The organism is Erwinia sp. GW821-FHT03D09, from assembly GCF_059420805.1.
The window spans coordinates 104,962-123,683 of record NZ_JBWKUK010000005.1 but is presented as its reverse complement, the minus strand read 5'-3'; the positions used below and the strand labels follow the sequence as shown (position 1 = coordinate 123,683).

The following is an 18,722-nucleotide window of genomic DNA, read 5'->3' as shown; positions in this document are numbered from 1 at the left end:
ATTAACGTACCTTCAGTGTTGCCAGGCCAATCAGCACCAGCATCAGTGAAATAATCCAGAAGCGCACGATCACGCGCGGTTCCGGCCAGCCTTTCAGTTCGTAATGGTGATGAATCGGTGCCATGCGGAAAATACGCTGGCCGCGTAATTTAAACGAGCCGACCTGCAGGATAACGGACAGTGTTTCAACCACGAACACCCCCCCCATAATCACCAGCAGGAACTCCTGACGCAGTAGTACGGCGATAGTCCCGAGTGCACCACCGAGGGCCAGAGAACCGACATCGCCCATGAAGACCTGTGCCGGGTAGGTGTTGAACCACAGGAAACCAAGCCCGGCTCCAACAATAGCGGTACAGACGATTACCAGTTCACCGGCATGGCGCAGATAAGGAATATGCAGGTACTCAGCAAATTTCACGTTACCGGTGGCCCAGGCAACCAAGGCAAAGCCTGCGGCAACAAACACCGTTGGCATAATCGCCAGCCCGTCCAGACCATCGGTCAGGTTGACGGCGTTACTGGTTCCGACGATAACGAAGTAGGTCAGCAGCAGATAAAGCAGGCCCAGCTGCGGCATCACGTCTTTAAAGAACGGCACCACCAGTTGGGTTGCAGGGGTATCTTTACCAATCGCGTACATGGCAAAGGCGACCGCCAGGGCAATTACCGACTGCCAGAAGTACTTCCAGCGGGCAATCAGCCCCTTGGTATCTTTCCGCACAACCTTGCGGTAATCATCCACAAAGCCCACGATGCCGTAACCTACCAGCACAAACAGCACGCACCAGACGTAGGGATTTGAGGGATAGGCCCACAGCAGCACGGAAATGGTGATCGAGGTCAGGATCATAATCCCGCCCATGGTCGGCGTGCCGCGTTTGCTGAAGTGCGACTCCGGGCCATCGTTACGCACCACCTGGCCAAATGACATTTCCTGCAGGCGGGCGATCATCCGAGGGCCCATCCACAGCGAGATAAACAGTGCGGTCAGCAGGCTGACAATGGCGCGAAACGTCAGATAGGAAAAGACGTTAAAGCCAGAATATAAAGAGACCAAATGCTCGGCCAGCCAGACTAACATGCGCCTTTCTCCTGTAAGGTCCATACGATCTGCTCCATTGCAGAACTACGCGATCCTTTGACTAGTACGGTAATCTTTTGATGTTCAGAAAGCAGCGCCAGCGCGCGAGTGCTGAGTAATGCCTTATCACTGAAATGCTCACCTACGCCACTGGCATCGCTGATGTCATGGCTAAGGCTGCCTGTACTTAATACTTTATCGATCCCGGCCAGGCGAATCGCTTCACCGACCTGACGATGGCATTCGGCAGCTTCCGCTCCCAGTTCGCCCATATCACCGACGATCATCACGCGATAGCCAGGCATTTCACCCAGCACCTGTGCGGCCGCCGTCATTGATCCGACGTTAGCGTTGTAGCTGTCGTCAAGCAGCAGCCGACCGTCATCAAGCACAATAGGGAACAGACGGCCCGGAACGGCCTGCAGTGAACTCAGCCCCTGACGAACAGCGCTAAGCGGCGCGCCTACCGACAAGGCAAGCGCAGCGGCGGCCAGCGCGTTGGCAATATTGTGGCGACCCGGCAGCGGCAAAGTAATATCAATCTCGCCCTGCGGCGTATGCAGTACAAACAGCGTTCCGCGCGTGCTGAAGCTGACCTTGCTGGCATAAAAGTCGCTGTCGGCCTGCTGTTCCGGTGAAAAACGCCAGACGGTTTTGCCCTGAAGCGACGCCTGCCAGTGCGGCCAGTCATTGCTGTCGCTATTGATAATGGCGGTGCCGTGCAGCGGCAGCCCGTTGAAGATTTCGCCTTTGGCTTTCGCCACCCCGGCCAGCGAGCCAAAACCTTCCAGATGCGCTGCAGCCAGATTATTGACCAGCGCGGCTTCAGGCCGGGTTAATTCGGTGGTGTAGCCGATCTCGCCCTGGTGGTTCGCACCCAGTTCAATCACTGCATACTGATGTTCCGCCGTCAGACGCAGCAGCGTCAGCGGCACGCCGATGTCGTTATTCAGGTTGCCGGCGGTATATAGCGTTTCGCCGCATTCGCGCAGGATCGCGGCGGTCATCTCCTTGACTGAGGTTTTGCCGGAGGAGCCGGTCAGCGCCACCACACGGGCAGAAGACTGCTGACGCACCCAGCCGGCAATGCGGCCAAGCGCGAGGCGCGTATCTTCAACCACCACCTGCGCGACGTCTACTGGTAAGCGCTTACTCACCAACAGAGCTGAAGAACCGGCTTTAACCGCATCCTCGGAGAAGTCATGCGCATCGAAGCGCTCACCCTTCAGAGCAATAAACAGGCAACCCGCGGTGATTTTCCGGGTATCCGTCGTGACAGCATCGATCGTTGCATCTTTACCGAACAACGATCCTTCGGTGATGTCTGCCAGCTGCTTGAGGCTAAAGGCGATCATGCCACCACCCCCAGCAGCCGCGCAACGGTAACGCGGTCAGAATAGTCAAAGCGCTGCTGGCCGATGATTTGATAGTCTTCGTGGCCTTTACCCGCCACCAGCACGATGTCACCTTCCTGCGCCTGCATCACGGCGTTAGTGACCGCTTGCGCACGTCCGGGGACAACGCGAGCGCGGCTCGGGTCCAGCAGGCCGGTAAGTACATCGGCCACGATCGCAGCCGGGTCTTCACTGCGCGGATTATCATCGGTGATCACCACCACATCGGCAAACTGCTCGGCGATAGCCCCCATCAAAGGACGCTTGCCTTTATCGCGATCGCCGCCGCAGCCGAACACGCACCACAGCTTGCCTTTGCAGTGCAGGCGCGCCGCAGCCAGCGCTTTTTCCAGCGCATCAGGAGTGTGGGCGTAATCCACCACTACCGTCGGTTTGCCCGGCGCAGTAAACACTTCCATACGGCCGGTCACCGGCTGGAGCTGGTTTGCCGTTGCGGTCAACGCGGCCAGTGGGTAATCAAGCGACAGCAGCGTCGCCAGCGCCACCAGCAGGTTACTGACGTTAAAGGCACCCATCAGGCAGCTTTCAAATTCACCGTTGCCCCAGCTGGAGGCAAACTTCACGCTCGCACCGCCGTCGTGATAGTGCACCTCGGTCGCTTTTAACCAGCGCCCGTGGCAGTCAGACTGCAAATTATTTTCCATGGTGACGGCAACGGCGTCAGGAAGCTGCTGCAGCCAGCGGCGGCCAACTTCATCATCAGCATTGATAATGGCTTCGCCCACCTGATGCTCGGAGAAAAGCAGCCATTTTGCCGCCTCATAGCGCGCCATATCTCCGTGATAGTCGAGGTGGTCGCGGCTCAGGTTGGTAAATGCCGCCGCGGCAAACGGCAACGCGGCAACGCGGTGCTGCACCAGACCGTGCGAAGAGATTTCCATGGCGGTCAGCGTCGCGCCTTTTTCCAGCAGCGCCGCCAGCTGATGCTGAACATCAACCGCTGAACCGGTGGTATTTTCCGTTGCGGCCAACTGGCCGTACAGGCCGTTACCCACGGTCCCCATCACTGCTCCGGTTTCGCCCAGCAACTGTGCCCACTGTGCCAACAGCTGTGTCGTGGTGGTTTTGCCGTTGGTTCCGGTCACACCGATGAGCTTTAACTTTTCAGCGGGTTGCTGATAGAAGCGCCCGGCCAGCGCAGACAGGCGCTGGGAAAGCTGCGACAGGAAAATCACCGGCACGCCGTGCATTTCCACCACGCTGCCGTCTTCCGCTTCGCCTTCAGCGTCAGCGATAACGGCCGCTACACCCTGGGCAATCGCCTGGGGGATAAAACGACGGCCATCAACCGCATGTCCTTTAATCGCGACAAAGAGATCGCCGGAAGCCGCCACGCGGCTGTCCAGTGTCATGTCATTCAGCGTGCGCGCAGGCAAACCAGTCACCCACGGTGCCAGTAAGTCGTGCAGATTACGATCGGTCACGCGATCCCTCACTCTTATTAGTTACCATCTCGTTTTTGTCACTGGTCGGTAGTGCATCCGGCTCAACGTTCATGGTGCGCAGTACCCCGCCCATGATGGCGCCAAATACCGGTGCAGAAACCGCACCACCGTAATATTTGCCGGCCTGCGGATCGTTAATCACCACCACCAGAGCAAAACGAGGGTTGCTTGCCGGTGCCACACCGGCGGTATAAGCAATATATTTATTGACGTATTTGCCATCCGGGCCGACTTTTTTCGCCGTACCGGTCTTAATCGCAATACGGTAACCCTTAATGGCTGCCTTCACGCCACCGCCGCCCGGCAGAGCCACGCTCTCCATCATGTGCACCACGGTGCGCACAGTCGCTTCAGGGAAGACGCGTTGACCCGCCACTGGGGGGTCAACTTTGGTGATCGACAGCGGGCGATACACGCCGTAGCTGCCGATGGTTGCATAGACTCGCGCTAACTGTAACGGCGTTACCATTAGCCCATAGCCGTAAGAGAAGGTGGCCCTCTCTATGTCAGACCACCGTTGTTTTTGAGGATATAAGCCACTGCTTTCTCCGACCAACCCCAAATTGGTCGCTTTGCCAAAACCAAAGCGCGCGTAAGTATCTACCAGCGCATTGGATGGCATCGCCAACGCCAGTCGAGAAACCCCAACGTTAGACGACTTCTGGAGCACCCCGGTCAGGGTGAGTTCACTGTAACGCGCCACATCTTTGATCTCGTGGCCGTTAATTCGATAAGGAATGGTGTTCAGCACGCTGTTTTCACGCACGACACCGCGCTGCAGCGCGGTCATCACCACCATCGGCTTCACGGTGGAACCCGGTTCGAAGATGTCGGTAATCGCCCGGTTACGCATGACATCTTTGGTGGTGCCGGAAAGGTTATTAGGGTTGTACGCCGGGCTATTGGCCATCGCCAGCACTTCACCGGTGTTCACATCGACCAGCACCGCAGTACCTGATTCGGCCTTGTTAAACGCCACCGCGTTGTTCAGCTCGCGATACACCAGCGCCTGAAGACGTTCGTCAATGCTCAACGCCAGGTTATGGGCAGCCTGGCTATCTACGGAGGAGATATCTTCAATGACTCGCCCATTGCGGTCTTTACGCACCGTCCGCTCACCGGGCTGGCCGGTCAGCCATTTATCAAAACTTTTTTCAACACCCTCAATGCCCTGGCCATCAATATTGGTAAAACCAATCAGATGGGAGGTCACCTGCCCTGCCGGGTAGTAACGGCGGGACTCTTCGCGCAGATAGATGCCCGGCAGTTTAAGTTTCTTGATGTAATCGCCAATCGCCGGATTGACCTGACGCGCCAGATAAACGAATCGGCCATTTGGATTCGCGTTAACGCGTGTGGCCATCTGGTCAAGTGGAATGGATAACGCATCGGAGAGCGCCTTCCAGCGGCTGTCGAGGGTGATACCACCCTTGTCGTGCAGCTCTTTCGGATCGGCCCAGATCGCGTTAACCGGCACGCTGACTGCCAGAGGACGACCGGCACGATCGCTGATCATACCGCGTGAGGTGGGGATCGCCTGCACGCGCAGGGAACGCATATCACCTTCACGCACCAGTCTGTCGGGATTAATGATCTGCAGATAGGCAACACGCAGCAGCAGCCCTATTAACGCCAGGAAAATACCGCCACACAGCAACGCAAAACGCCAGCTAACAAAGCTGGCCTTATCTTCCGTGCGTTTCAGTTTCTGCGTTTTACCTGCGGCTCTCATTGAGTCCGTGTTTCCTTATTGCTGTACCACAATATTTTCTTGAGAAGGATCAACGTGCTGCAGTTGAAGTTTCTCAGTTGCTATCCGCTCCACACGACTGTGATCGCCCAGTGCATTCTCTTCAAGGATCAGGTTGCGCCACTCAATATCCAGCGCGTCTCGCTCCAGAACCAACTGTTCACGCTGAGCGGTAAGCAAACGCGTTTTATGCGCGGTCGTCACCACCAGTACCGATGAAACCAGCACCGAAATCAGCAGGATCAGTGGGATCTTGCCGTGACGTAGCAGGTCACCACCGATAACACCGGGTAAACTGTGACGCTCATTGCCAATCATGATGCCGTTCTCTCCGCAATACGCAGCACGGAACTACGCGCGCGTGGGTTTTCAGCGGTCTCCGCCTCACCCGGCATCATTTTGCCCAGCGCCTTCAGCTGACGTCCGCCAAGGCTGCTCAGCTGCGCTTCGGTCATCGGCAGGCCGTGTGGTACCTGAGGTCCGCGACTCTGCTCGCGCATAAAACGCTTCACGATACGGTCTTCCAGCGAGTGGAAACTGATAATCGACAGTCGCCCACCCGGAGCCAGCGCGCTAAGCGCCCCTTTCAGCGCCTGCTCAATCTCTTCCAGTTCGCTGTTCACCCAGATACGAATGGCCTGGAAACTGCGCGTTGCCGGATGCTTGAACTTATCTTTCACCGGCGTTGCGGCATAAATTACATCGGCCAGCTCTTTTGTCCGGGTCATCGGCTCCACGCGGTTGCGTTCTACAATCGCCCGGGCGATGCGCTTGGCAAAGCGTTCTTCACCAAAGGTTTTCAGCACAAAAGCGATATCGCTCTCGTCGGCCTGCAGCAGCCATTCTGCCGCTGACTGGCCGCGCGTTGGGTCCATGCGCATATCCAGCGGTCCGTCACGCATAAACGAAAAACCGCGCTCCGCGTCATCCAGCTGCGGGGAAGAAACGCCAAGATCGAGCAAAATACCATCGATTTTACCGCTCAAACCGCGCTCGGCCATATATTCTGCCAGCGCCGAAAACGGACCATGGATGATGCTGAAACGCGGATCGTTAATCTCAGCAGCGGCTGCTATAGCTTGCGGATCGCGATCGATAGCATAGAGACGTCCATGATCGCCTAACCGGGAGAGGATCAGGCGTGAGTGCCCGCCGCGCCCGAAGGTACCATCAATATAAATGCCGTCAGATTTGATATTGAGGCCGTTAACCGCCTCATCCAACAGCACCGTGGTGTGATTAAAAGTATCCTGCATAGCTATAACGACAAATCCTGCAACCGCTCAGACAAAGCCTGCTGAGAGGAATGCTCTGTGTCTATATCATCCTTGACTTGTTGATACCAGGTCTGTTCATCCCACAGCTCAAACTTGTTGAACTGCCCAACCAGCATCACTTCTTTAGTCAGGCCCGCATGCTGACGAAGGGTATTCGCCAACAATAAGCGGCCTGCACTGTCCATCTGGCATTCACTGGCATGCCCCAGTAACAGGCGCTGCACGCGCCGCTCTGCCGGGATCATGCTGGATAAACGAGACAGCTTTTGTTCGATAATTTCCCATTCGGGTAGCGTGTAAAGCAGCAGGCATGGCTGGTGGAGGTCAATGGTACAAACCATTTGCCCCTGAGACTCCTCGATCAGCGTATCGCGATAGCGCGTTGGTACGGCAAGCCGACCTTTGCTGTCGAGATTAACTAACGTTGCCCCGCGGAACATGCCAGTCTGCCCCTCCAGTTACCCCAAAACACCACTTTACACCACAAATTCCCACTAAAAGAGTTTACGGAGCGAAGGAAAACATTGTCAAGCCGCAGTCATGGCAGAAAGGCATTATTTCTCAGAGGAATAAAATGCGGAGAAGTTAAAAACAAACCACCCGAAGAGAGCACCGGAGAATAAACTAATGAATAGTGGCAGGAAATTTGCCTGGCCATTTAAATTGCTCAAAAATATACCACTCAGAGATAAAAGGAAATAAGTGCTCAGCTTTGCGACGCGGGCTGCATTTTAGGGTATTTCCGAGGCTTTTCCCAGCACGGCGCAGACATGGCGCTGCTAACAGCATCGGACGTTCACAGGATTATTATTATTCGCTAGCTCATTTAATCAGCGGTGCAACATTTTTTGTCTCATTTACTTATATTTACTAAATGCCTATAAGATGAATCTCAAATACAAGATAAATTTGCCATCTTATGCTACGCCCTCAGAGAGTAACTCAGAGTAAATGCATGGATATGAAAAAGGCAGCCTTAGCTGCCTTTTTCCATCTGAATAGTTAGATCGCTTTACGATTTAAACGCCCACGACGATAAAGATTGCGCCGAATACGCGTCAGACCGGGTTTCGGTTTGCGCGGCTCATCAAGGCTGGCTAATACTAACTCCAGAACGCGCTCCGCAACGTCACGATGCCGCTGGCCCACGGCCAGTACCGGACATTCCAGGAAATCGAGCAGTTCGTGATCGCCAAAGGTGGCAATCGCCAGATCCTGCGGCAGTCGCCCTTCCGATTTCAGCGTCACGTCCATTACCCCCTGCAGCAGGCCGAAAGAGGTGGTGAACAGCGCCTCTGGCATGTCATGCGTTTCGAGATACTTTTCAAATAGCGCGGCGGCGGCATGGCGCTCAAAGCTATTGGCATAGACGAAGTCGATCTGTCGTTCATCGCCCTTCCACGCATCGCGGAAACCCAGCTCACGCAGGAAGCTAACCGACAGTTCCGGTAGCGCGCCGAGGAACAGCACCGATTTAACCGGCAGCTTGCGCAGTTCAGCAGCCAGCGCCTGGGCATCGTCCTGATCGGCCCCGACCACGCTGGTAAAGTGCTCGCGATCCAGCGCACGGTCCAGAGCGATAATCGGTAACGGATCGTTGATCCAGCGCTGATAGAACGGATGCTCCGGCGGCAGGGAGGTTGAAACGATAATCGCATCAACCTGGCGCTGAAGCAGGTGCTCCACACAGCGCATTTCGTTATCCGGCTGATCTTCAGAACAGGCGATCAGCAGCTGGTAGCCACGCTGGCGCGCCTGGCGTTCCAGATAATTCGCTATTCGGGTATAGCTGGTATTCTCCAAATCAGGAATAACCAGTCCTATTGATCGGGTACGGCCAGCACGAAGCCCCGCCGCCACCGCGTTCGGATGGTAATTATGCTCACGCACCACCGCCATCACCTTCTCGACGGTTTTATCGCTGACACGATACTGCTTTGCTTTGCCATTGATGACATAGCTTGCTGTCGTGCGTGATACACCGGCCAGGCGGGCAATTTCATCCAGTTTCACAATAACCCCACACTTCTGTCGCGTAACTGCGGCCAATAGCCACAGCACATCTATGGATAAGTCGTTTATAACATCTAACCGCAGAATAGTTTAGCGGGCAACAGCTTTTCATCGGCGGCGGGGGCAATTGAGCAAAAAATAAAAAAACCCGGCATTACGCCGGGTTAGCAGACTGTCTGTAAAATCGTCAGGGAGGATTAGCGCATGATGCGCTCGCCGCGTGCCACGCCAACGATACCTGAACGCGCAACTTCAACAATTTCCGCAACTTCGCGTACGGTATTGAGGAAGGCGTCGAGCTTATCACTGGTGCCGGCGAGCTGAACCGTGTAAAGCAATGGCGTCACATCAACGATCTGACCACGGAAAATTTCCGCACTGCGTTTGACCTCTTCGCGGCCGTAACCGGTCGCCTGGATTTTCACCAGCATGATCTCGCGCTCAACAAATGCGCCCTGCCCCAGCTCGCTGACGCGCAGTACATCAACCAGTTTGTGCAGCTGCTTCTCAATCTGCTCCAGCACCTTTTCATCGCCGACGGTTTGAATCGTCATGCGCGACAGCGTTGGATCGTCAGTAGGTGCAACCGTCAGGCTTTCAATGTTGTAGCCGCGCTGGGAAAACAGCCCAACCACGCGGGACAATGCGCCGGATTCGTTTTCCAGCAGAACCGATAATACACGACGCATAATTAAGTCCTCTCCGTTTTGCTCAACCACATTTCATCCATAGCGCCACCGCGAATATGCATCGGGTAGACGTGTTCGGTGCCATCCACATTCACATCCACAAACACCAGACGCTCATTACGCACCTGCTCAAGCGCCTCGGCCAGCTTCGACTCCAGCTCTTCCGGACGGTTGATAGAGATGCCCACGTGGCCGTACGCTTCCGCCAGACGGACGAAGTCAGGCAGCGATTCCATATACGACTGTGAGTGGCGGCCAGAATAAATCATATCCTGCCACTGTTTCACCATGCCGAGGAAACGGTTATTAAGGTTCAGCACCAGCACCGGAATGCCGTACTGCAACGCGGTAGACAGCTCCTGAATGTTCATCTGGATACTGCCGTCACCGGTCACACACACCACGGTTTCCTGCGGCAGTGCCAGCTTCACGCCCAGCGCAGCAGGCAGGCCGAAGCCCATCGTACCCAGACCACCCGAGTTGATCCAACGGCGCGGTTTGTCGAACTGGTAGTAAAGCGCAGCAAACATCTGATGCTGCCCCACGTCGGAGGTAACGTAAGCATCGCCTTTGGTCAGGCGGCAAATGGTTTCAATAACCGCCTGCGGCTTGATCTTATCGCTGGTGCGATCGAACTCCAGGCAATGACGCGCGCGCCACTGTTCAATACGCTGCCACCAGTCGCGCAGATTGTCATAGTTCTGCTGCGCATCGCTTTGCGCCAGCAGCTCCAGCATCTGTTGCAGTACCTGTTTCGCATCGCCAACAATCGGCACGTCCGCGGACACGGTTTTGGAAATTGATGTCGGATCGATATCAACATGCAGCACGGTGGCATTCGGGCAGTATTTTGCCAGGTTATTGGTTGTACGGTCATCGAAGCGTACACCCACGGCAAAGATCACGTCCGAGTGGTGCATGGTCATGTTGGCTTCGTAGGTGCCGTGCATGCCCAGCATGCCCACGCACTGGCGATGAGTACCGGGGAAGGCCCCCAGCCCCATCAGCGACGTGGTGACCGGTACGTTAAGTTTTTCAGCCAGCTGACGCAGCTCTTCATGGCAGGCTGCGTTAATCACGCCGCCACCGGCATAGATCACCGGCTGCTTCGCCGCTAACAGCGTTTGCAGCGCACGTTTAATCTGCCCTTTATGACCCTGAGTCGTCGGGTTATAAGAACGCATGCTGACTTCTTCCGGCCAGACATAAGGCAGTTTATTCGCCGGGTTCATCATATCTTTTGGCAGATCGACGACAACCGGACCAGGACGACCGCTCGCTGCCAGCCAGAAGGCTTTCTTCATGATGGTCGGAATCTCTTCGACGCTCTTCACCATGAAGCTGTGCTTCACAACCGGGCGCGAAATTCCCACCATGTCGCACTCCTGGAAAGCATCGTAGCCAATCAGAGAGGACATCACCTGGCCGGAAAGCACAACCATTGGAATCGAATCCATATAGGCCGTAGCGATACCGGTAATCGCATTAGTCGCGCCCGGGCCGGAGGTCACCAGCACTACACCGACATCGCCGGTTGCGCGCGCATAACCATCCGCCATATGCACTGCGCCCTGCTCGTGGCGGACCAGGATGTGGTCAACACCACCAACGGTTTGCAGAGCGTCATAGATATCGAGGACCGCTCCACCGGGATAGCCGAATACATGTTTTACGCCCTGATCGATTAACGATCGGACCACCATCTCGGCTCCTGACAACATCTCCATCTTTGCCTCCAGGCTTTAAGGTACTGAGTTATCCAACATCTCCCCTGTCAGGACGCTGCCAGATAACTTCAAAACCTGTGTTTTATATGCTCAGAAATTGGAAGTCATTTCCAAAATCCAGATACAGGGAAGAACCCTGGTCATTTTTTTGGTTTGAGGTTATGCCGATTACCATAACCGTAGAAAACCTGGCAGGCAAACGGCAAACCACACACTGGGTGCGGAAAGGGATGATTAAGACTCTGCCGCCTGGGCTCTGCTATCGACAATAACACTGAATATAAAGCGTTATAAAAGCGGAATGTACTGTGGTTTAGATAACTATCAGCGCGATCGTTTTGTTATTAAAACGGTGTAGGATAAAAAAAACAGAGGGCCGCGCTGGCTGTTGGTTTTTTTTAGTTATATCTGCTGGTTTTTAAAGAAAAGATAATTTTTTTATCCAAAAAAACTTAAACCATCACCCTAAACCATTACCATAAAAAAACCAACTAAAATAATAAAAATCAATAATTTAAAAATAAAAATAACGCAGTAAATCATCGTTAAGCCCGTCATTTCTCGATCGAAATCACATTTCAGCAGGCTATTCTTCTGAAGTGCAGCCGGCCGCCAGAATATTTTCCTTAAGGCATTGCGGGTCACTCGCTAATAACCCCATAGCGAAAGTTGACAGCCCGCCCCGTTATCAGGTATCAATAATGTCACTTTGAATTTATGAGGTCTGGTCAATGATTCGTTCCATCCGCCTACTCGGTCTACTACTAAACGCATCTTCGTTGCGCGGTAGACGAGTGGGCGGAATCAATCACTGATTCAGGCCTGCAAGACCTAAGAAACCCGCGCCAATGCGCGGGTTTTTTTATGCTCGCGGCCAGGCCCGACGTAATCAAGACAAGGAATTAACCCATGAGCCAACAAGTCATTATTTTCGATACCACTCTGCGCGATGGTGAGCAGGCATTACAGGCCAGCCTGAGTGTGAAAGAAAAACTGCAGATTGCCCTGGCACTGGAGCGTATGGGCGTGGATGTGATGGAGGTCGGCTTCCCGGTTTCTTCACCCGGTGATTTTGAATCCGTCCAGACTATTGCCCGTCAGATTAAGAACAGCCGCGTCTGCGGGCTGGCACGCTGTGTGGAAAAAGATATCGACGCAGCCTATGAAGCACTGCGCGTGGCCGAGGCCTATCGCATCCACACCTTCCTGGCGACATCGCCAATGCACATCGCGACCAAACTGCGCAGTACCCTGCCGGAAGTGATCGAGCGTGCGGTGAAGATGGTTAAGCGTGCGCGTAACTACACCGATGACGTAGAGTTCTCCTGCGAAGACGGCGGACGTACCCCTATTGACGATCTGTGCCGTGTGGTGGAAGCCGCGATTAACGCCGGTGCCACTACCATCAATATCCCGGATACCGTCGGTTATACCCTGCCTTACGAATACGCAAACATCTTCACCCAGTTGCGCGAACGCGTGCCGAACATCGACAAAGCGATTTTGTCCGTACACACCCATGACGATCTGGGCATGGCCGTTGGCAACGCGCTGGCCGCCGTCAATGCCGGTGCGCGCCAGATTGAAGGTGCGATGAATGGCCTGGGCGAGCGTGCCGGTAACTGTGCGCTGGAAGAAACCATTATGGCGATTAAAACTCGCGGCCAGCTGATGAATGTGCATACCCGCATCAACCACCAGGAAATCTATCGTACCTGCCAGACCGTTAGCCAGATTTGCAACATGCCAATCCCGGCGCATAAAGCGGTAATTGGTTCCAATGCCTTCGCTCACTCCTCCGGTATTCACCAGGACGGCGTGCTGAAGAATCGTGAAAACTACGAGATCCTGACCCCGGAATCCATTGGCCTGAAGCAGGTACAGTTGAACCTGACCTCACGTTCCGGTCGCGCAGCCGTTAAGCACCGTATGGAAGAGATGGGCTACAGCGAATCGGATTATAATCTGGATACGCTGTACGAAGACTTCAAAGCGCTGGCGGATAAGAAAGGCCAGGTCTTTGATTACGATCTGGAAGCCATGGCATTTATCAACAAACAGTCGGAAGAGCCGGAGTTCTTCTCGCTGGATACCTTCAATGTGCAGTCCGGTTCAAGCGTCATTGCTACCGCCACCGTGCAACTGCTGTGCGGTGAAGAACAGAAAACCGAAGCCGCAACCGGCAACGGCCCGGTCGATGCCGTGTACCAGGCCATCAACCGCATTACCGATTTTGACGCTGAACTGATCAACTATCAGCTGACCGCAAAAGGTCACGGTAAAGACGCGCTGGGCCAGGTAGATATCGTCGTGAAATATAATGGACGCAAATTCCACGGCGTTGGTCTGGCGACCGATATCGTCGAATCCTCCGCCAAAGCCATGGTGCATGCGTTGAACAATATCTGGCGCGCCCGCCAGGTCGAGCAGGAACTGCAACGTAAGTTGACTCAACAGGATCAAAAGGAAACCGTGTAACCATGTCCACAACCTTTCATCTCGCAGTTTTACCCGGTGACGGTATCGGCCCGGAAGTGATGGCACAGGCAGGTAAGGTGCTGGATGCTATCCGTCAGCGTTTTGACCTGCGTATTACCACCAGTGAATATGATGTTGGCGGCATCGCCATTGACCGTCACGGTGTACCTCTGCCGGAAACCACGGTAAAAGGCTGTGAGCAGGCGGATGCGATTCTGTTTGGTTCCGTGGGTGGCCCGAAGTGGGAACATCTGCCTCCGGCAGAGCAGCCTGAGCGCGGTGCACTGCTGCCGCTGCGTAAGCATTTTAAACTGTTCAGCAACCTGCGCCCGGCAAGCCTGTATCAGGGCCTGGAAGAGTTCTGCCCGCTGCGCCGCGACATTGCCGACAAAGGTTTCGATATTCTGGTGGTGCGTGAACTGACCGGTGGGATCTACTTCGGCCAGCCGAAAGGCCGCGAAGGCAGCGGCATGCACGAACGCGCCTTCGATACCGAGGTTTATCACCGTTTCGAGATCGAACGCATTGCCCGTATCGCCTTCGAGTCAGCGCGTAAGCGCCGCAAAAAAGTGACCTCAATCGATAAAGCCAACGTGCTGCAGTCTTCCATCCTCTGGCGCCAGATCGTGACCGAAGTCGCGCAGGACTACCCGGACGTTGAGCTGAGCCATATGTATATCGACAACGCCACCATGCAGCTGATCAAAGCGCCGTCGCAGTTTGACGTGATGCTGTGCTCTAACCTGTTTGGTGACATCCTTTCCGACGAGTGCGCGATGATTACCGGCTCAATGGGTATGCTGCCCTCAGCCAGCCTCAACGAACAGGGCTTTGGCCTGTTTGAACCGGCGGGCGGTTCAGCACCGGACATTGCTGGTAAAAATATCGCTAACCCGATCGCTCAAATCCTGTCGCTGGCGCTGCTGCTGCGCTACAGCCTGGATGCAGGCAACGCCGCTGATGCCATTGAGCAGGCCATCAGCCGTGCGTTGGAAGAGGGTTATCGCACCGGTGACTTAGCCGGCAACGGCAAGGCTATCGGCACCGATAAAATGGGCGACATCATTGCCCGGTTTATTCGCGAAGCATAATTATGAAAACACTGTACGAGAAGCTGTTTGATGCGCATGTCGTGCACGAAGCACCCAATGAAACACCGCTGATTTATATCGACCGTCACCTCGTTCATGAGGTGACGTCAGCACAGGCCTTTGACGGCCTGCGTGCACACGGACGCCCGGTGCGCCAGCCGTCAAAAACCTTCGCCACCATGGATCACAACGTTTCTACCCAGAGCCGGGATATTAACGCCAGTGGTGAGATGGCGCGTATTCAGATGTCGATGCTGATCAAAAACTGTGAAGCCTTTGGCGTGCAGCTGTTCGATCTCAGCCATCAGTTTCAGGGTATCGTTCACGTGATGGGCCCGGAACAGGGCCTGTCGCTGCCGGGTATGACCATCGTCTGCGGCGATTCACACACCTCGACCCACGGCGCGCTGGGCGCGCTGGCGTTTGGTATCGGCACCTCCGAAGTGGAGCACGTGCTGGCAACGCAGACGCTGAAGCAGGCGCGCGCAAAAACCATGAAGGTGGAAGTTCGCGGTAAAACGGCACCGGGGATTACCGCCAAAGATATCGCGCTGGCGATTATCGGTAAAACCGGTAGCGGCGGCGGCAACGGCCACGTCGTGGAGTTCTGCGGTGAGGCGGTCGCATCGCTGAGCATGGAAGGCCGTATGACGCTGTGCAACATGGCCATCGAACTGGGTGCGAAAGCGGGCCTGGTTGCGCCTGATGACACCACCTTTAACTATGTGAAGGGTCGCCGTTTTGCGCCAAAAGATGACCAGTGGCAGCAGGCAGTGGATTACTGGCGTACGCTGAAGTCTGATGACGGCGCGCACTTTGACAAAGTGATCACGCTGGAAGCGGCGGATATCGCACCGCAGGTCACCTGGGGAACCAACCCCGGACAAGTCATTGCCGTTAGCGATCCGATCCCCGATCCGGTTTCATTCAGCGATCCGGTGGAGCGCGCCTCCGCTGAAAAAGCGCTGGCCTATATGGATCTGAAACCCGGTATTCGCCTGACCGATGTGCGTATTGATAAGGTCTTTATTGGCTCCTGCACCAACTCACGCATTGAAGATCTGCGTGCGGCAGCCGCAGTGGTGAAAGGCCATAAAATTGCCGAGGGCGTGCAGGGTTACGTGGTACCAGGTTCTGGTCCGGTAAAAGCACAGGCCGAAGCGGAAGGACTGGATAAGATCTTTATCGATGCTGGTTTTGAGTGGCGCTTACCGGGCTGTTCAATGTGCCTCGCGATGAACAACGATCGGTTAAGCCCCGGAGAACGTTGCGCATCCACCAGCAACCGTAACTTTGAAGGCCGCCAGGGCCGCGGCGGGCGTACCCATCTGGTCAGTCCGGCGATGGCGGCGGCGGCGGCGGTAGCCGGCCACTTTGCAGATATTCGCGAGCTGGCGTAAGGAATTATTATGGCAAAGAAATTTACCCAACACACCGGCGTTGCGGTGCCGATGGATCTGGCCAACGTCGATACCGATGCAATTATCCCTAAGCAGTTTTTGCAGATGGTGACCCGTACTGGTTTTGGCCGCAATCTGTTCTTCGACTGGCGCTACAGCGATGCAGAAGGCAAGATTGATAACCCGGATTTCATTCTGAACAAGCCGGAGTTCAGCGGGGCCAGCATTATGCTGACGCGTGAAAACTTTGGCTGCGGTTCATCGCGCGAGCATGCGCCCTGGGCGCTGACCGATTATGGTATTCAGGCGATTGTCGGTTCTGATTTTGCCGATATTTTTGCCAACAACTCCTTCAATAATCAGCTGCTGCTGGTGTCGCTGGCGGAAGACGAAGTGGATGAGTTGTTCCGCATGGTTGCCGCCGATCCGGGGATGCAGATGACCGTTGACCTGGAGAATCAGCAGGTGCGGGCGGGTAGCAAAGCGTATCGTTTTGAGATCGACAGCTTCCGCCGTCACTGTCTGCTGCACGGTCTGGATGCGATTGGTTTGACGTTGCAGCACGATGCAGCGATTAGTGCTTATGAAGAGAAGCAGCCGGTTTTTTTACGCTGATTGCGGTGTGGGTTTGAGGTCGCGGATAGCCTGGTGTCTGGCGTATCGGTGTGGGGCGGGTTCGCCGACTCGGCGTGAATACGTCCCTGTAGCCTCGACGGGCGCGTCCATGCGCCCGACGGTCTGCGAACCCGCCCCACACCGATTGCCTGCTAATCAATGCGTTGCTGCAAAGGTAAAACCAGAGTCTTTCTTCACTGCCCTTCCGTTCTCTGTCTGTTAAAACTGATCTGGTAGTTAAAGCAGATATTTCTCGCAGCAACATCGCTGTCTGAAAGGCCGACCATTACGGGACAGGTTAGCCGGGTGTCTGCCGCAGGGATGCGGCAGCCAAGCCTCCAGGGAGGATTCACGGCGACCCGGCGATCTGCCCGTAATGGTCAGCCCGGGCACCGGGTTCTCAGCGAAATAAACCAGGCACCGAACATTGTTATACCGTCTGCGCTTCCCGAATCCGCCACGACAGCACAAACGACACCAGCACCAGGGCAAACGCCAGCATATACACCGCGTGATGACCAAAGTTTTCCGCCACGGTCCCCTGGAAAATCCCGGCCAGGATCACCCCGGTCGAAATACTGTTAGTGAACAGCGTGGTCGCCGCCCCCGGCCGCCCCGGCATTAAATCCTGGAACCAGATCATCCCAATTCCGGCGATAATGCCGATAAATACCGCGTTGAACAGCTGCAACACCATCAGCGCCGCACGATTCTGCAACAGCACCAATCCAAGGTAAAACAGCGCTCCGCAGCCAACCGCCAGCAGCATCATATTGCGCTTACCGGTACGCCTGACGTAGCGCCCGGCCAGCAGCATCACCGGGATCTCCAGCCCCGCAGCAGTCCCCATCAGGAGGCCCGCCAGCGAATCCGGCAATCCGAGCGTGCTGCTGATATACAGCGGCATATCAATGATGTACATACTGTTGCAGGACCACATCAGCACCGAAGCGATAAACAGCAGCCGGACATCAGTGTTCTTTAAACCGCTCATCTCAGCCACCGGCGTCGCTGCAGTCGGCAGCACTCTGGGTACCGACGGCAGAGTAAACCAGATCATCGCGATGCAGACCACAAACAGCAGTGCAGCGATGCTAAACATGAGAGTGAAACCAAAATTCAGTACCAGCGAGAAGGAGAGCGGCGGACCAATTACCCAGGCCAGCGACATCTGCGCACGCATTACCGAGCTGAACATCACCGCCTCGCGCGCCGAACTGTCGGCATACTCACGCGCCAGAGCAAAAATCTGCGGCATCGCCACGCTGGCAATCGCGGAAAGCAACACGCCAAGCGTAATCAACGTCAGGTAGTGACGATTGAAAGCAAACAGGACGGCGTTTGCCACGGCAATCAGGCAGCAAAACAGAATCAGCATACGGCGGTCGCCGCGATTATCGGAACGCTTCGCCAACAGCAGGCTGACCACAATCCCCGCCACCGCGTTCACCGTATAAAACAGCCCCACCCAAAATGGCCGTACGTCCACCTCACGGCTGAGGAACAGGCTCAGCGTCGGTGCCTGAAGCGCACCGGCAATGCCGACCATAAACGTAATCGCCATAAACGCCAGATAGACCGGATTAAAACGATGACGCGCCAACAGCGATTTCATAGCAATGCCTCACTGGCATAAATAGAGGGAAAATAATGCAAAAGCTTAGAAGAGAAACAACGAAAAAAGCCAGCGACATTTTTGTCCGCTGGCTGGTGAACAGCACCATACTCAGAAATCAGT

At 55.2% G+C, this 18,722-nt stretch carries 16 protein-coding genes; 5 read left to right on the top strand and 11 right to left on the bottom strand.

Going from position 1 to position 18,722, the window contains the following annotated elements; genetic code table 11:
• Position 1: 1 nt before the first annotated feature.
• The 10 genes from mraY to ilvI all read right to left on the bottom strand — a co-directional run bounded on the left by mraY (position 2) and on the right by ilvI (position 11,400).
• Complete coding sequence (gene mraY / locus AC07U6_RS06365) at positions 2–1,084, bottom strand: phospho-N-acetylmuramoyl-pentapeptide-transferase (protein ID WP_205066712.1); 1,083 nt, start codon at positions 1,082–1,084, stop codon at positions 2–4.
• The gene (gene murF, locus AC07U6_RS06360) at positions 1,078–2,439 is read right to left on the bottom strand and encodes a UDP-N-acetylmuramoyl-tripeptide--D-alanyl-D-alanine ligase (RefSeq protein ID WP_494761553.1); all 1,362 of its coding nucleotides are present in this window, start codon (positions 2,437–2,439) and stop codon (positions 1,078–1,080) included. The genes mraY and murF overlap by 7 nt, the downstream gene beginning before the upstream one ends.
• Positions 2,436–3,923 (bottom strand): UDP-N-acetylmuramoyl-L-alanyl-D-glutamate--2,6-diaminopimelate ligase, encoded by a 1,488-nt coding sequence (murE, locus tag AC07U6_RS06355; RefSeq protein ID WP_494761552.1) that lies wholly within the window; start codon positions 3,921–3,923, stop codon positions 2,436–2,438. Before murE ends, murF begins: the two co-directional genes overlap by 4 nt.
• The gene (locus tag AC07U6_RS06350) at positions 3,910–5,676 is read right to left on the bottom strand and encodes a peptidoglycan glycosyltransferase FtsI (protein ID WP_494761551.1); all 1,767 of its coding nucleotides are present in this window, start codon (positions 5,674–5,676) and stop codon (positions 3,910–3,912) included. The genes murE and AC07U6_RS06350 overlap by 14 nt, the downstream gene beginning before the upstream one ends.
• Before the next feature lie 15 nt (positions 5,677–5,691).
• Positions 5,692–6,012, bottom strand: a complete 321-nt coding sequence (gene ftsL / locus AC07U6_RS06345) for a cell division protein FtsL (RefSeq protein ID WP_105595345.1) — start codon at positions 6,010–6,012, stop codon at positions 5,692–5,694.
• Positions 6,009–6,950: a 16S rRNA (cytosine(1402)-N(4))-methyltransferase RsmH gene (gene rsmH, locus AC07U6_RS06340; protein ID WP_494761550.1), complete on the bottom strand. Its 942-nt coding sequence runs from the start codon at positions 6,948–6,950 to the stop codon at positions 6,009–6,011. Before rsmH ends, ftsL begins: the two co-directional genes overlap by 4 nt.
• A 2-nt stretch (positions 6,951–6,952) precedes the next feature.
• On the bottom strand, positions 6,953–7,411 hold the full coding sequence (gene mraZ, locus AC07U6_RS06335; protein ID WP_494761549.1) for a division/cell wall cluster transcriptional repressor MraZ: 459 nt from the start codon (positions 7,409–7,411) through the stop codon (positions 6,953–6,955).
• Between the two features lie 562 nt (positions 7,412–7,973).
• Complete coding sequence (gene cra, locus AC07U6_RS06330; protein WP_205066710.1) at positions 7,974–8,984, bottom strand: catabolite repressor/activator; 1,011 nt, start codon at positions 8,982–8,984, stop codon at positions 7,974–7,976.
• Between the two features lie 197 nt (positions 8,985–9,181).
• Positions 9,182–9,673, bottom strand: coding sequence for an acetolactate synthase small subunit (gene ilvN / locus AC07U6_RS06325; RefSeq protein ID WP_494761548.1), 492 nt, complete (start codon positions 9,671–9,673; stop codon positions 9,182–9,184).
• Positions 9,674–9,675: 2 nt separating this feature from the next.
• Positions 9,676–11,400 carry an acetolactate synthase 3 large subunit gene (gene ilvI / locus AC07U6_RS06320; RefSeq protein WP_494761547.1) on the bottom strand — a complete coding sequence of 575 codons (1,725 nt, stop codon included), beginning with the start codon at positions 11,398–11,400 and terminating at the stop codon, positions 9,676–9,678.
• Positions 11,401–12,131: 731 nt separating this feature from the next.
• Between ilvI and leuL the strand changes: the two genes are divergently transcribed.
• From leuL to leuD, 5 genes are all read left to right on the top strand, one after another.
• A complete protein-coding gene (gene leuL, locus AC07U6_RS06315; RefSeq protein ID WP_105595400.1) occupies positions 12,132–12,215 on the top strand; it encodes a leu operon leader peptide in 84 nt (27 codons plus the stop codon).
• Between the two features lie 94 nt (positions 12,216–12,309).
• Positions 12,310–13,878, top strand: a complete 1,569-nt coding sequence (gene leuA / locus AC07U6_RS06310) for a 2-isopropylmalate synthase (protein ID WP_494761546.1) — start codon at positions 12,310–12,312, stop codon at positions 13,876–13,878.
• A gap of 2 nt (positions 13,879–13,880) precedes the next feature.
• Positions 13,881–14,969, top strand: coding sequence for a 3-isopropylmalate dehydrogenase (gene leuB, locus AC07U6_RS06305; protein ID WP_494761545.1), 1,089 nt, complete (start codon positions 13,881–13,883; stop codon positions 14,967–14,969).
• Positions 14,969–16,369 (top strand): 3-isopropylmalate dehydratase large subunit, encoded by a 1,401-nt coding sequence (gene leuC / locus AC07U6_RS06300; protein ID WP_494764434.1) that lies wholly within the window; start codon positions 14,969–14,971, stop codon positions 16,367–16,369. The genes leuB and leuC overlap by 1 nt, the downstream gene beginning before the upstream one ends.
• Before the next feature lie 9 nt (positions 16,370–16,378).
• Positions 16,379–16,984, top strand: coding sequence for a 3-isopropylmalate dehydratase small subunit (leuD, locus tag AC07U6_RS06295; protein WP_494761544.1), 606 nt, complete (start codon positions 16,379–16,381; stop codon positions 16,982–16,984).
• Between the two features lie 430 nt (positions 16,985–17,414).
• Here leuD and AC07U6_RS06290 read toward each other — a convergent pair whose 3' ends face one another.
• The gene (locus tag AC07U6_RS06290; RefSeq protein ID WP_494761543.1) at positions 17,415–18,599 is read right to left on the bottom strand and encodes an MFS transporter; all 1,185 of its coding nucleotides are present in this window, start codon (positions 18,597–18,599) and stop codon (positions 17,415–17,417) included.
• Positions 18,600–18,722 lie beyond the last annotated feature (123 nt).

Bases quoted from the DNA above. Each gene is read 5' to 3' on its own strand.
- ilvI (WP_494761547.1), bottom strand. From the start codon at position 11,400: ATGGAGATGTTGTCAGGAGCCGAGATGGTGGTCCGATCGTTAATCGAT.
- mraY (WP_205066712.1), bottom strand. From the start codon at position 1,084: ATGTTAGTCTGGCTGGCCGAGCATTTGGTCTCTTTATATTCTGGCTTT.
- mraZ (WP_494761549.1), bottom strand. From the start codon at position 7,411: ATGTTCCGCGGGGCAACGTTAGTTAATCTCGACAGCAAAGGTCGGCTT.
- leuA (WP_494761546.1), top strand. From the start codon at position 12,310: ATGAGCCAACAAGTCATTATTTTCGATACCACTCTGCGCGATGGTGAG.
- leuD (WP_494761544.1), top strand. From the start codon at position 16,379: ATGGCAAAGAAATTTACCCAACACACCGGCGTTGCGGTGCCGATGGAT.
- AC07U6_RS06290 (WP_494761543.1), bottom strand. From the start codon at position 18,599: ATGAAATCGCTGTTGGCGCGTCATCGTTTTAATCCGGTCTATCTGGCG.
- leuB (WP_494761545.1), top strand. From the start codon at position 13,881: ATGTCCACAACCTTTCATCTCGCAGTTTTACCCGGTGACGGTATCGGC.
- murF (WP_494761553.1), bottom strand. From the start codon at position 2,439: ATGATCGCCTTTAGCCTCAAGCAGCTGGCAGACATCACCGAAGGATCG.
- ilvN (WP_494761548.1), bottom strand. From the start codon at position 9,673: ATGCGTCGTGTATTATCGGTTCTGCTGGAAAACGAATCCGGCGCATTG.
- rsmH (WP_494761550.1), bottom strand. From the start codon at position 6,950: ATGCAGGATACTTTTAATCACACCACGGTGCTGTTGGATGAGGCGGTT.
- ftsL (WP_105595345.1), bottom strand. From the start codon at position 6,012: ATGATTGGCAATGAGCGTCACAGTTTACCCGGTGTTATCGGTGGTGAC.
- leuL (WP_105595400.1), top strand. From the start codon at position 12,132: ATGATTCGTTCCATCCGCCTACTCGGTCTACTACTAAACGCATCTTCG.
- AC07U6_RS06350 (WP_494761551.1), bottom strand. From the start codon at position 5,676: ATGAGAGCCGCAGGTAAAACGCAGAAACTGAAACGCACGGAAGATAAG.